Annotated in this window: 13 protein-coding genes; 6 read left to right on the forward strand and 7 right to left on the reverse strand. The window is 62.3% G+C overall.

From position 1 onward, the window contains the following. Positions 1–89 precede the first annotated feature (89 nt). Positions 90–1,508 carry an FAD-dependent monooxygenase gene (locus NKI50_RS15890; RefSeq protein ID WP_352717068.1) on the forward strand — a complete coding sequence of 473 codons (1,419 nt, stop codon included), beginning with the start codon at positions 90–92 and terminating at the stop codon, positions 1,506–1,508. Positions 1,509–1,513: 5 nt separating this feature from the next. After that, positions 1,514–1,690 (forward strand): aromatic-ring hydroxylase C-terminal domain-containing protein, encoded by a 177-nt coding sequence (locus tag NKI50_RS15895; RefSeq protein ID WP_352717070.1) that lies wholly within the window; start codon positions 1,514–1,516, stop codon positions 1,688–1,690. A 215-nt stretch (positions 1,691–1,905) separates the two neighbouring features. On the opposite strand, the gene NKI50_RS15900 is transcribed toward NKI50_RS15895, so the two are convergent. Next, positions 1,906–2,379, reverse strand: a complete 474-nt coding sequence (locus NKI50_RS15900) for a phosphatidylglycerophosphatase A family protein (RefSeq protein ID WP_352717072.1) — start codon at positions 2,377–2,379, stop codon at positions 1,906–1,908. Between the two features lie 351 nt (positions 2,380–2,730). On the opposite strand from NKI50_RS15900, the gene NKI50_RS15905 reads away from it, so the two are divergent. After that, positions 2,731–3,357: a CDP-alcohol phosphatidyltransferase family protein gene (locus NKI50_RS15905; protein WP_352717074.1), complete on the forward strand. Its 627-nt coding sequence runs from the start codon at positions 2,731–2,733 to the stop codon at positions 3,355–3,357. Positions 3,358–3,412: 55 nt separating this feature from the next. Here NKI50_RS15905 and NKI50_RS15910 read toward each other — a convergent pair whose 3' ends face one another. The 6 genes from NKI50_RS15910 to NKI50_RS15935 all read right to left on the reverse strand — a co-directional run bounded on the left by NKI50_RS15910 (position 3,413) and on the right by NKI50_RS15935 (position 8,804). Beyond that, a complete protein-coding gene (locus NKI50_RS15910) occupies positions 3,413–4,432 on the reverse strand; it encodes an LLM class flavin-dependent oxidoreductase (protein ID WP_352549178.1) in 1,020 nt (339 codons plus the stop codon). 155 nt (positions 4,433–4,587) lie between these two features. After that, on the reverse strand, positions 4,588–4,791 hold the full coding sequence (locus NKI50_RS15915; protein ID WP_352717077.1) for a hypothetical protein: 204 nt from the start codon (positions 4,789–4,791) through the stop codon (positions 4,588–4,590). Between the two features lie 17 nt (positions 4,792–4,808). Further along, a complete protein-coding gene (locus NKI50_RS15920; protein WP_352717079.1) occupies positions 4,809–5,951 on the reverse strand; it encodes a DegT/DnrJ/EryC1/StrS family aminotransferase in 1,143 nt (380 codons plus the stop codon). Between the two features lie 254 nt (positions 5,952–6,205). Then, the gene (locus NKI50_RS15925; RefSeq protein WP_352717081.1) at positions 6,206–7,129 is read right to left on the reverse strand and encodes a carbohydrate kinase family protein; all 924 of its coding nucleotides are present in this window, start codon (positions 7,127–7,129) and stop codon (positions 6,206–6,208) included. Continuing rightward, positions 7,126–7,572, reverse strand: coding sequence for an RbsD/FucU family protein (locus tag NKI50_RS15930; RefSeq protein WP_023718455.1), 447 nt, complete (start codon positions 7,570–7,572; stop codon positions 7,126–7,128). The genes NKI50_RS15925 and NKI50_RS15930 overlap by 4 nt, the downstream gene beginning before the upstream one ends. 2 nt (positions 7,573–7,574) lie before the next feature. Then, positions 7,575–8,804: an ROK family transcriptional regulator gene (locus tag NKI50_RS15935; protein WP_352717083.1), complete on the reverse strand. Its 1,230-nt coding sequence runs from the start codon at positions 8,802–8,804 to the stop codon at positions 7,575–7,577. Between the two features lie 228 nt (positions 8,805–9,032). Here NKI50_RS15935 and NKI50_RS15940 point away from each other — a divergent pair, with 228 nt between their 5' ends. From NKI50_RS15940 to NKI50_RS15950, 3 genes are all read left to right on the forward strand, one after another. Continuing rightward, a complete protein-coding gene (locus NKI50_RS15940; RefSeq protein WP_023718453.1) occupies positions 9,033–10,049 on the forward strand; it encodes a sugar ABC transporter substrate-binding protein in 1,017 nt (338 codons plus the stop codon). An 89-nt stretch (positions 10,050–10,138) separates the two neighbouring features. Then, positions 10,139–11,221: an ABC transporter permease gene (locus tag NKI50_RS15945; RefSeq protein WP_023718452.1), complete on the forward strand. Its 1,083-nt coding sequence runs from the start codon at positions 10,139–10,141 to the stop codon at positions 11,219–11,221. Further along, positions 11,218–12,006, forward strand: a complete 789-nt coding sequence (locus tag NKI50_RS15950) for an ATP-binding cassette domain-containing protein (protein ID WP_352717085.1) — start codon at positions 11,218–11,220, stop codon at positions 12,004–12,006. Before NKI50_RS15945 ends, NKI50_RS15950 begins: the two co-directional genes overlap by 4 nt. Positions 12,007–12,018 lie beyond the last annotated feature (12 nt).

Here is a 12,018-nt window from a genome sequence, read left to right on the forward strand (position 1 = left end):
CCTTCGTGTCTTGACACATATTTGGACCAATCATATGATTTGATCAATCAAAATATTTAAGTGATCAAATCAATGAGAGGAGATCCGAGATGACCAACACCACGGTTCTCGTCGTCGGGGGCGGCCTGAACGGTCTGACGGCGGCCGCCCTTTTGGCTCACAACGACATTCCGTGCGTCCTCGTCGAGCGCCATCCCGACACGTCAATCCAGTACAAATTTGCCGGCATTTCCCCGCGCAGCATGGAGATCTTTCGAAGCCTCGGCCTCGAGGAGGAGATTCGTGCAAATCGTACGGGGGACCAGCAGGCAGGCGCTATTGCGCGCGCCAGGAATCTCACCGATCCCGAGATTCAATGGGGCGGACCGGCGTGGCCGGATGCAAGTGCCCTCAGCCCCACGCAACCGGCGACGTGTGATCAGCACGTCCTGGAACCGATTCTGCGCCGCTACGCCGAGCGGAACGGTGCAGACATACGTTTCAGCACGGAACTGGTGGCTTTCGAACAGGATGAGAATGTCGTCCGCGCGGAAATTCGCGATATCGCGACCGGCGCAAAGGACGCCATCTCGGCCGACTATCTGATCGTCGCGGACGGTGCGAACGGCTCGATGCGAGAGAGGCTGGAGATCAGCCGCAGCGGGGCAGGCGGCCTTCAGCACTGGATAAATGTCGTCTTTGACACGGACATGCCTCCGACGATCGGCGGCAAGCGTTTCACGTCGTGCTTCGTGACGGACCTCAACGGGACCTTCACGCCCAGGGAGGGTGGACGATGGCTTCTGGCGCTCCAGTACTTTCCCGAAAAGGGCGAGAAACCCCAGGATTTTGATGAAGCCAGGTGCAGGGAACTGATCATACGAGGTGCGGGCCGGTCGGATATCACGACTAGGCTTGTCGATGCGCGCTCCTGGGAAGTGGCCGCGATGACAGCGCGCCAATTCCGCCGAGGCCGCGCGTTTCTTGTGGGGGATGCCGCACATGTGATGCCCCCAACAGGCGCTTTCGGTGGCAATTCAGGTATCCACGACGCCCATAACCTTGCCTGGAAGCTTGCGATGGTAACAGGCGGGCATGCCGGTCCCTCGTTGCTGGATAGCTATGACATGGAGCGCCGGCCGGTCATCGAGGCTACGTTGGCGCAAGCGCTAGCCCGCCTTCAGAAATGGTTCGACGATCCGTCGAAGCGATTGCCTCCCCCAGTCGCGATCGTCGAGGATTACGACGTGGTATTTGGCCAACGCTACGCTGCCGGTGTCGTGGCTCAGGAAGCCATGCGGGACGATCACCCATTCCAAAAATCCACGGAGTTATCGGGCCGCCCTGGCACGCGTTTACCGCATTTCGCGGTCGGGCGTGCCGGCCAACGGATTTCGAGTCTCGATTTGTGCGATCGCGACCCTCTTCTCCTCTGCGCCGACGACGCATGGTGTCAGGCCGCTGACGCCGTAAGCCAGCGCCTCCGCATGCCGCTGACCTGCCACGCCTTGGGTGCCAATGGGGTCTGATTGATTTGGACCATCGGTGGCCTTCCGCGCTCGGGGTTGAAAGCGGCGGTGCCGCCTTGGTCAGGCCGGACGGGTTTGTCGCGTGGCGGTCAACGCACGGTGTGCCTGATCCTGTACAGATGCTGATCGAAATACTTGACGGCTTGGGTTTCCGCACGCAGGCGTGCGAACATCATCAGTGAGCGGCGGATGCCTCCGGTCTTCCGGCACGACTTCCTTGCCGATGTCGTCGCCGGGAATGCCGGCGATGTTCAGCCGTTTGCCCGTCTCGTCATGCCTCCTTCCTACTCGTTGTCACCGAATAGGGCCGCGCCAACCGCTTCGGTCCTCCCCTTGTGTCGCTAAACTCGCATGGACCATCGTGCTGGCCTTTGGCATTGGAGGCCGAATGTCGCCGTTACGGCAAATGATCAATCAACTCGTTCAGCAGGAGCAGCAACGCCCCAGCGACGACAGCAGCGGCCGCGTCGTCCAGCATGATGCCGGCCCCACCCCTTACCTTGTCATGCATGATACGGATGGGCCAAGGCTTGACGACGTCGAAAAACCGGAAAGCAAGGAAGCCTGCTGCCCACCAGAGTGGGTCGAGCGGCAGCATGGAAAGCGTTACGGCGGCGCCGAAGGTCTCATCGATGACGACGATTTGCGGGTCCTCCGTCCCGGTATGGGAGATAACATGCGATGACGCCCATACGCCGACGGCGAACAGGGCCGCATAGGCAAGCACCGTCAGCCAAGGCGATGCGGGTATCAGAGCCGCGGCAACAGCCACTCCAACCATTGCGCCGGCCGTGCCCGGCCATGTTGGAGACAATCCCACGCCGACAGAGGTCGCGAGCAGGTAGGCGAACTTGGGTAGAAATTTATGCATCGAGTTTCGGCCGGCTTCCGACGGGTCGCAAGCAATCATAGTCACATCGTTCGGGTGTTGCCGCCAGACCGCCGCTCGATTTGCACACCCGTCACAAGGCATCGCCCAAACCGTGAAATGCTGTCGGGCACCTGTCGCTGCGACCGGAAGTTCTGTTTCGCCGTCAGCTTGGCGAGCAGCACCTTAATCCGCCGGCCACATTCGCCAAACGAGATCACTTTTGCGGCGAGTTGAGAACATTGCGGAGCCCGGTCTCGGCCCGCATTGGCCAACTGAAACGGTGGCGATGGTGGAACAAACCCGCAAATTGCTGGTAAAGCTCCGTCAAACGACATCATCAGAGGAGCCGCCATGATCGCCGGTCTCATGAAAAGTCGCATCGACCCGCTATGGGAGCAGGCCGCCTCTCCGCTGATCGGGATCGGCATGACGCCGAACCAGGTTACGGCCAGCGGGCTCGTGCTCGTGGCTTTGTCTTCTGCCGCCTACGCGTATCACCATTCAAGTCTTGCCTTTGGCTTGTGCCTGGCGTTTGCCTTCAGCTTCGACGCGCTGGACGGTGCGGTCGCCCGCCGGACAAATATGAGCACCAAGGCCGGTGGCTATTTCGACGCTGTCGTCGACCGTTATCAGGAATTGGCCGTCTTTGCGGCAATAGGCTGGGTCGCCGATCTGTGGGCGATCGCAATGTTCGCGTTCGCCGGCGGGATCCTCACCAGTTACGCCAAGGCGCGGACGGCGCTGGAAATCCCTGTGGAAAACCATGGTTGGCCGGATTTCTTCGAGCGGATGGAACGTCTGGTGTTCATTTGCGTGCTGCTCGCCGCCGACGGAGTCGCGACTGCCATGGGCGCGGCTTCGCCCTGGATTCTGGCAGGCGGGTTCGCGTTGTACGCAGTGCTGGCCAACGCGACGGCCCTGCAACGGATCAGTCGCGCATTTGCGATGCTGAAACGAGCCGACGGGAAGCAGCCGTGAGACCGCTAGAACGCGAGCAAGTATTGACCGCCGTGGCTTTTCCAACAAAGTCGCGTCAGCGCCAGCCCAAGCCTGGGGCGACGTGGGTCAGGATCGCCTCGATGGCATGGACATTGTAGTCGACACCGAGCTGGTTGGGGACTGTGAGCAGCAGCGTATCGGCCTCAGCGATGGCTTCGTCGCCCTTTAGCTGCTCGATCAGGACGTCTGGCTCGGCGGCATAGGAGCGGCCGAACACGGCAAGCCTGTCTGCCTCGATATAGCCGAACTGATCTCCGCCCTGGTTGCCGCCGAAATAGGCGCGGTCGCGATCGTCGACCAGCGCAAAAATGCTGCGGCTCACCGACACCCGCGGCTCGCGCGTGTGGCCGGCCGCCTTCCAGGCTTCGCGAAAAGCCCTGATCTGTTCGGCTTGCTGGATGTGAAACGGCTTTCCGCCTTCATCGAATTTGAGCGTGGAGCTCTGCAGGTTCATTCCAAGTTTCGCCGCCCATTCTGCGGTGGCGTTTGTGGCGGCGCCCCACCAGATGCGCTCGCGCAGGCCCTCCGAGTGTGGCTCGACGCGAAGCAGGCCAGGCGGGTTGGGAAACATCGGCCGCGGGTTGGGCTGGGCAAAGCCTTTGCCCAGCAACACTTCGAGCAGCACTCCGGTGTGTCTGCGAGCCATGTCGGCATCGCTCTCGCCCTCTTGCGGGGCGTAGCCGAAGTACCGCCATCCGTCGATCACCTGCTCCGGCGAGCCGCGGCTGATGCCTAGCTGCAGACGCCCTCCGGCGATCAGATCGGCGGCGCCGGCGTCCTCGGCCATGTAGAGCGGGTTCTCGTAACGCATGTCGATCACCGCCGTGCCGATCTCGATTCGGCTGGTCTTCGCCCCAACCGCTGCCAGCAGCGGGAAGGGCGAGGCGAGCTGGCGGGCGAAGTGATGCACGCGGAAATACGCGCCGTCCGCACCCAGCTCCTCGGCGGCGACGGCCAGCTCGACGGACTGCAAAAGCGCATCGGATGCCGTCCGCGTCTGCGATTGCGGCGAGGGCGTCCAGTGCCCGAACGAGAGGAAACCAATCTTCTTCATGAAATAGCCAGCCTAGAGGGAAGACAGGTGCAGACCATGCTTCGGCGCAGAGCAAAGCATCCCGAAATCGGTACCGACGGCCCAGTTTGAGGTGAACGGTCCGTTGTTGATCAGCGATGCCGTCAATGGCGAGCCTGTTGCTGGCGCGAGCGCATCTAGGAAGGTGCCGCGAACGCGAGCGCTATCGCGATGAGGATCAACAGCGGCCCCATCCATTTAAAATGGATTCCAAAGTTGGTCCACCATGCTTGCTGGCCGGGGCGAGCTTGGAACGGGTCCGCGAGAAATCCGAAGCCGATGCCAGCCATCCACAACCCGGCGCAGAACATGATGAACTCGTCGATGTAATCCGCGACCATGTTCCGCAACTTTCGAATTATGCCGCCGCCACGTGCGCCGAATTCGAGCCGACATAGTTACGGATCGTTTCGATGATCCGGTCCTGGTCGGCCTCGCTCAGATAGGGATGCATCGGCAGGCACAGGATGCGCTTCGGCAGCTCTTCCGAAACGGCAAGGCCGGTCGGCGTGCGCGGATAATCGCGATAGGCAATCTGGCTGTGCAGCGGTTTCACATAGTAGATGACCGACGGAATGCCCTTTTCACCGAGATGTGCCTTGAGCCCGTCGCGCTTCGGCGTTTCGATGGCGTATTGCGCCCAGGCCGAGCGGCCGCCGCCCAGATTGCGCGCCGTCTTGACTATATCGCCGAGACCTTCGGCATAGCGATTGGCGACCGCTTGCCGCGCCACCATCTCGTCCTCGAGGATGGCCAGCTTCTCGATTAGGATCGCCGCCTGCAGTGTATCGAGCCGTGAATTGATGCCGACGCGGACATTGTCGTATTGCGTTTCGCCCTTGCCGTGAAAGGCGAACGAGCGCAGCTGTTCGGCCAGCGCATCGTCATTGGTGAACATCGCACCGCCGTCGCCGTAGCAGCCGAGCGGTTTTGCCGGATAGAAGCTGGTCGAGCCGACGGTGCCGAACGAGCCGCACATCTTGCCGTCAGCCGAGCCGCCGGTCGCCTGCGCCGCATCCTCGATGACCATCAGGCCTTCGCGATTGGCGATGGCCATGATTGCTTCGTAATCGGCGGCGAGGCCGAACAGGTCGACGGGAATGATTGCCTTCGGCCTCAGCCGCCCCTCCGCCTTGATCATGGCGATTGCCGCCTCGAGGCTGGCGATGTCGATATTGTAGCTGTCAGCATCGACATCGACGAACACCGGCTCGGCCTTGGTCAGCGCCACCACTTCGGCCGTGGCGGCGAAGGTGAAGCTCGGCACGAATACCGCGTCGCCCGGGCCGATGCCGGCGGCAAACAGCGGCAACAGCAGCGCGTCGGTGCCGTTGGCGCAAGCGACCACGTGCTTGGTGCCGATATAGGCGGCGAGCTTGTTTTCGAATTCGGTGACCTGCGGTCCAAGAATATAACGACCTTCGTCGACGACGCGGTCGATTGCCGCCTTCAGCCTGTCGCGGATGCGTTCGCGCTGTGCGCCAAGATCGATGAACTGCATGTCGGCCTCAAACGGTTTTTAGCCAGATAACCGGCCGCTGGTAGCAGACTTGGCACGGCCGAGAAAGCCGCAGGGCAAAACCCTGAATTGCTCAAGTGTCGCAGCCTGTTACCTCTGGTTTCCGATCTGCCCTCTTAAACGCGGGAAAATCCGGGCTTCGGCATGCTTGATATGGGCTGCGCATCCCGCCCGCCAGGTTAGGCGAAACATAAAGTGATCGCCGGCAGGCAGTCCGTGAGGCGGTTGCCAGCCGGTCAGGCGAGTTCATGCCGCCATGGCGGATTGGCGCCGGCCCGCGAGACCGTCACCGCCGCAGCCTTGGCGCCGAGCGTCAGCGCCTTATGGATGGCTTCTTTCGGCAGGCCGGCGATTGCCGTCTTCGACAGCAGGCCCTGCTCGTGCAAGGAGGCAAGGATGCCGGCATTGAACGTGTCGCCGGCGCCGACCGTATCGACCAGCTCGACCTTGTCCGGCACGACCGTGACCCGGTGCTGGCTGCTGTAACCAACCGCGCCCTCGCTGCCGTGGGTGACGACGATCAGCTTCGGGCCGCAGTCCAGCCAGTTGCGGACGACGTCCTCATGCGAGCCGGCTTCGTCGAACCAGTTCAAATCCTCGTCCGACAGTTTCACGATGTCGGCCATCGCCATCATGTTGCGGATGCGCCTGAGATGCCTGGCCTTGTCGGGAATGAAGGTTGGCCGGATGTTGGGGTCGAGCATCATCACGCGGCGCTCATGCTCACGTCGCATGAACTCCTCATAGGCCGATCCGGCCGGTTCCGAGATCAGGCTGATGGCGCCGAACAGCATGGCCTCGATCTCGCTGCCGAGCTCCGGCAGGTCCTCGATGGTCAGCATGCGCCCGGCGGTGTTCTCGTCATAGAATGTATAGGTCGCCTGGCCGTTGGTGAGCCGCACGAAGGCGAGCGTGGTCGGCCGCGGCGAGGTGTGCGCATAGGTGGAACTGACCTTGCTGGCCCCCAGCGCCTCCCTGAACTGCCCGCCGAACAGATCCGACGACAGGCCGGAGAAGAAGCCGGCCGGCGCGCCGAGTCGGCCGAGCGCAATGGCCGAGTTGAAGACGGCACCGCCGACATAGGGGGCAAAGGCCGCTTCGCCCTCCGTCGTGGTGCGCGGCAGCATGTCGATCAGGGCTTCGCCGCAGCAGAGGATCATGAAGTCTTGCTTTCCGGCGGATAGATCACGCCCTTGCGAATGATGATGTTGGCGTAAAGCCGCGGCTCGCTCGTCGCGACGATCGCGTGCGCGGCCTTGACCCGTGCATAGAAGTCGGCGCCGGCAAGCGCAACCACCTTGCGGCCCGGCGCATGCCTGGCGCAGATCGCTTCAATCTCATGATGAACCGGATCGGCGAGCAGGGGATCGCCTTTAGCCGAGGCGCGAAACAGCGCCTGCGGCACGGCGTCGTCGACAGGCAACACGCTCAATACGGCATCCAGCACCGGGACGAGATGATGACCGTCGGCGCGGATCAGCCGCTGTGCCTGCTGTTCGGCCGGGTAGTTGCCGTCGACCAGCGCGATCTCGTCGCCATGGCCCATGGCGCGCAACATCGCCAGAAGCTCCGGGCCGAGCAGCGCCGGGATACCGATCAGCATGCTCAGAAGCTCCGGGAAATCGTGGTCGAGCCGATGAGGAAGCGCTCCGATAGCGGCAGACTGGCGCCACCCAGCGCCCGCGCATGGATGCCGACCGTTCCCTCGCGGACGGCCGGCAGCCTCAGGCCTTCGCCGTCGATCCTGCCGATGGCCTGGATGACGGCATCGACAAGCCGCCTGCGCACGGCGAGCGGCATCCATCCGTCGATCACCGCGGCTTCGAAATCGATGACGGACGACGCCGCAACGATGGCATAGGCGAGCGCCTGCGAGGCGCTGGCGATCCAGTCGTCAAGCTCGGCACCGATCTCGCCCCAGTCCCCCGGTGATGTCCACAGATGCGAGGCCTCGACGCCGCGTGCGTTGAGCGCCTTCTCCAGCATGGCGATCGATGCAACGTCGATCAACTGCGTCGGCTTGCCGTCAGGCCCGGGCACTGGCATTGAGCCCAGCGCGCCGGCATTGCCGGTTGGGCCGCCAAACAGCCGGCCGTTCAGCACGATGCCGCCGCCGGCAAAGGCACCGATGTAGAAATAGACGAAATCGCGCGCCGCACCCGCCGCCTGGCCGAACACGAGCTCGGCGCCGCAGGCCGAGGTGGCATCGTTTTGCAGGTAGACCGGAAATTCGCATTGCGCCTGGATGTCGGCGCGGATGTCGCGATGGCGCCATTCGTCCATGATTTCACGCGGCGCGCCGGCGGTATCGGCCCAGTTCCACAATTCGAACGGCATGGCGATGCCAAGCCCGGCGATGCGCTTGTCCTGCGCAGGAGTGAGCTCGCCGCGCATCTTCTTCATGCCGCTCGTAACGAATTCCACCGTCTCGCGCGGCGCCGGATAGCGGTACGAATGCTGCAGCATCGAGCGCACATTGCCGAGGAAATCGATCAGCACGAGCTCGGCGCTGCGCCGGCCGATCTTCAGGCCGATGAAATAGGCGCCGTCGGGATTGAGCGCCATGGGTATCGAGGGCTGGCCAATCTTGCCGCGCAACGGCGCCTGGCGAACGAGCAGGTCGTCCTCCTCCAGCTCGCGCATGATGACTGATACTGTCTGCGCCGAGAGGCCAGTCATGCGTGCGATGTCGGATTTGGCCAGGCTGCCGTGCTGGCGCACCAGCGACAGCACCAGCCGCTCATTGTGGTCCCGCATGCCGCTTTGATTGGTGCCGCGGTGCAGGCGGCTTTCGGCCGCATCGGGCGAGCCGTGCCTTGTAATGCCGGTCTCCACCCCTGTTCCTCCCGTCGTTCCCCTCAATGCTTTTGGTCTAGAGTGAGTGAACAATCCTGCGTTGTCAATAATAAATAAGAGTGATTTAATTATTGACAGTGCTGGCGGACTGGTGTCTCTTGAGATCGGCGTCGACACTGGGAGATTTCGTCGGACGCGCTGCAGATGCCGGTTGGCCGGCATCCTAAATGGTTCAATGGGAGGAAAATCGTGACCACGTCAAAACTGTTGAAATCCACCGTGTTTGCCGCGGCCGGACTGAGCCTGATGGCGTTTGCGTCGACGGCATCGGCCGCCGGGGTCGGCGCCTGCTTGATCACCAAGACCGACACCAATCCCTTCTTCGTGAAGATGAAGGAAGGTGCCGCCGCGAAAGCCAAGGAAATCGGTGTCGATCTGAAAGCCTATGCCGGCAAGGCGGAAGGTGACAATGAGGGCCAGGTTGCGGCGATCGAATCCTGCATCGCCGACGGCGCCAAGGGCATTTTGATCACCGCCACCGACACTGCGGCCATCGTGCCGGCGGTGAAGAAGGCGCGCGATGCAGGGGTGCTGGTGATCGCTCTCGACACGCAGCTCGAGCCTGCCGATGCCGCGGATGCGACGTTTGCGACCGACAATTTCAAGGCCGGCGAGCTTATCGGCTCCTGGGCAAAGGCTACCTTGGGCGACAAGGCCAAGGATGCGCACATTGCCTACATGGATCTGATCGCCAGCCAGCCCTCCGTCGACGTCCAGCGTGATCAAGGCTTCATGAAGGGCTTCGGCATCGACCTCGGCGATCCCAAGAAGATCGGCGACGAAACCGACGCACGCAACGTCTGTCACGATCTGTCGAGCGGCAATGAGGATGGCGGGCATACTGCCATGGAGAATTGCCTGCAGAAGGATCCGGATATCAACGTCGTCTACACCATCAACGAACCTGCGGCCGCGGGCGCCTACCAGGCACTGAAAGCCGTCGGCAAGGAGAAGGACGTCCTGATTGTCTCGGTCGATGGCGGCTGCCCCGGTGTCAAGAACGTTGCCGAGGGCGTGATCGGCGCCACTTCACAGCAATATCCATTGCTCATGGCCTCGCTCGGCATCGAGGCGATCAAGACCTTTGCCGACACCGGCAAGAAGCCTGAGCCGTCGCCCGGTCTGAACTTCTACAACACCGGCGTCACGCTGATCACCGACAAGCCTGCCGCCGGCATCGAATCCATCGACACGAAGCAAGGCCTCAGCAAGTGCTGGGGTTGATTTGATCCCCTGATCGGCTCAACTTCAAAAGAACAATAGGGAATGTGGAGCGGTTTCGGCCGCTCCACATCACAGGCGGGGAGGCCGACTTGAGCGTCGAAACAACCAGGAGCAAGGGACCGCAGGAATTCGAGACGGTCCTGGCCGCTAGCGACGCCAGCGTCGCATCATTCGAGACGCATTCCCGCTCGACGTTGGAGAGCATCCAGCACCGCTTGCATAAAAGCCCGGCCATGGTGCCGCTGATCATCCTGCTCATCTCGGTGGTTCTGTTCGCAGTCGTCGTCGGCGGACGCTTCTTTTCTCCCTTCACCCTCACCCTGATCCTCCAGCAGGTGGCGATAACCGGCATGGTCGGCATCGCGCAGACACTGGTGGTGCTCACCGCCGGCATCGACCTGTCAGTCGGCGCCATCATGGTGCTGAGCTCGGTTGTTATGGGCCAGTTTGCCATGCATTACGGTGTTCCAGCGCCGGTCGCCGTTGCCATCGGGCTGCTTGTCGGCGCGATTTGCGGCTTGATCAACGGCATTCTCATCGCCTGGGTGAAACTGCCGCCCTTCATCGTGACGCTCGGCACCTGGTCGATCTACGCTGCCATCAACTTCATCTATTCCGGCAACGAGACCATCCGCAGCCAGGATCTCGAGGCGACGGCACCGCTGCTGCAGTTTTTCGGCGGCTCGTTCAGGATCGGCGGCGCAGTCTTCACCTATGGCGTGCTGTTGGTGCTGATCATGGGGGCAATTGCCTGGTACGTGCTCAATCACACCGCATGGGGCCGGCATGTCTACGCAGTCGGCGACGACCCGGAAGCCGCGGAACTGTCGGGGGTGCGCGTCAGCCGGATGCTGGTCACGGTCTATACCCTGACCGGCATCATTTGTGCCATCGCCGGCTGGGCCTTGATCGGACGCATCGGATCGGTCTCGCCGCAGGCCGGGCAGTTCGAGAACATCAATTCGATTACCGCCGTGGTGATTGGCGGCACATCACTGTTCGGCGGCCGCGGTTCCATCCTCGGGACCATCTTCGGTGCGCTGATCGTCGGGGTGTTCGCGCTCGGCCTCAGGCTTTGGGGGACAGATCCCCAATGGACGCAATTGTCTGTCGGCGCCCTTATCATCATCGCTGTTGGTATTGACCAGTGGATCAGGAAGATCTCGGCATGAACCAGACTCAGGAACCGATCCTTACCGCCCGCAGCCTGGTCAAACGCTACGGTCGCGTCACCGCCCTCGACAATGCCGATTTCGATCTCTATCCGGGCGAAATCCTTGCTGTCATAGGCGACAACGGCGCCGGCAAGTCGTCGCTTATCAAGGCGATTTCCGGCGCGGTCGTGCCCGACGAAGGCGAGATCCGGCTTGAAGGCAAGCCTATTGCATTCAAATCGCCGATGGAGGCCCGCGAAGCCGGCATCGAGACCGTCTACCAGAACCTGGCGCTGTCGCCGGCGCTGTCCATTGCCGACAACATGTTTCTCGGCCGCGAGATCCGCAAGCCGGGCTTTCTTGGCAGCTGGCTGCGCATGCTCGACCGTCCGGCGATGGAAAAGCGCGCCCGCGACAAGCTCACGGAGCTTGGCCTGATGACCATCCAGAACATCAGCCAGGCCGTGGAAACACTTTCCGGCGGCCAGCGTCAGGGTGTGGCGGTGGCGCGCGCCGCTGCCTTCGGCAGCCGGGTGGTGATCATGGATGAGCCGACGGCGGCACTTGGCGTGAAGGAGAGCCGCCGCGTGCTCGAATTAATCCTCGACGTGAAAAAGCGAGGCCTGCCGATCGTGCTGATTTCACACAACATGCCGCATGTCTTCGAGGTGGCGGACCGCATCCACATTCACCGGCTCGGCCGTCGCCTCTGCGTCATCGATCCGAAGCAGTATACGATGTCCGACGCGGTCGCCTTCATGACCGGCGCCAAGGTGCCGCCGGAGGCGGCGCTGGCGGCCTGAACAAGAACTTGA

The sequence above is a fragment of the Mesorhizobium sp. M0563 genome (genome assembly GCF_040321065.1).
Classification (GTDB): Bacteria; Pseudomonadota; Alphaproteobacteria; order Rhizobiales; family Rhizobiaceae; genus Mesorhizobium.

Coding starts and splice junctions, on each gene's coding strand:
- NKI50_RS15910 (WP_352549178.1), bottom strand. CDS start 4,432: ATGAAGAAGATTGGTTTCCTCTCGTTCGGGCACTGGACGCCCTCGCCG.
- NKI50_RS15890 (WP_352717068.1), top strand. CDS start 90: ATGACCAACACCACGGTTCTCGTCGTCGGGGGCGGCCTGAACGGTCTG.
- NKI50_RS15920 (WP_352717079.1), bottom strand. CDS start 5,951: ATGCAGTTCATCGATCTTGGCGCACAGCGCGAACGCATCCGCGACAGG.
- NKI50_RS15930 (WP_023718455.1), bottom strand. CDS start 7,572: ATGCTGATCGGTATCCCGGCGCTGCTCGGCCCGGAGCTTCTGGCGATG.
- NKI50_RS15915 (WP_352717077.1), bottom strand. CDS start 4,791: ATGGTCGCGGATTACATCGACGAGTTCATCATGTTCTGCGCCGGGTTG.
- NKI50_RS15905 (WP_352717074.1), top strand. CDS start 2,731: ATGATCGCCGGTCTCATGAAAAGTCGCATCGACCCGCTATGGGAGCAG.
- NKI50_RS15925 (WP_352717081.1), bottom strand. CDS start 7,129: ATGATCCTCTGCTGCGGCGAAGCCCTGATCGACATGCTGCCGCGCACC.
- NKI50_RS15900 (WP_352717072.1), bottom strand. CDS start 2,379: ATGCATAAATTTCTACCCAAGTTCGCCTACCTGCTCGCGACCTCTGTC.
- NKI50_RS15950 (WP_352717085.1), top strand. CDS start 11,218: ATGAACCAGACTCAGGAACCGATCCTTACCGCCCGCAGCCTGGTCAAA.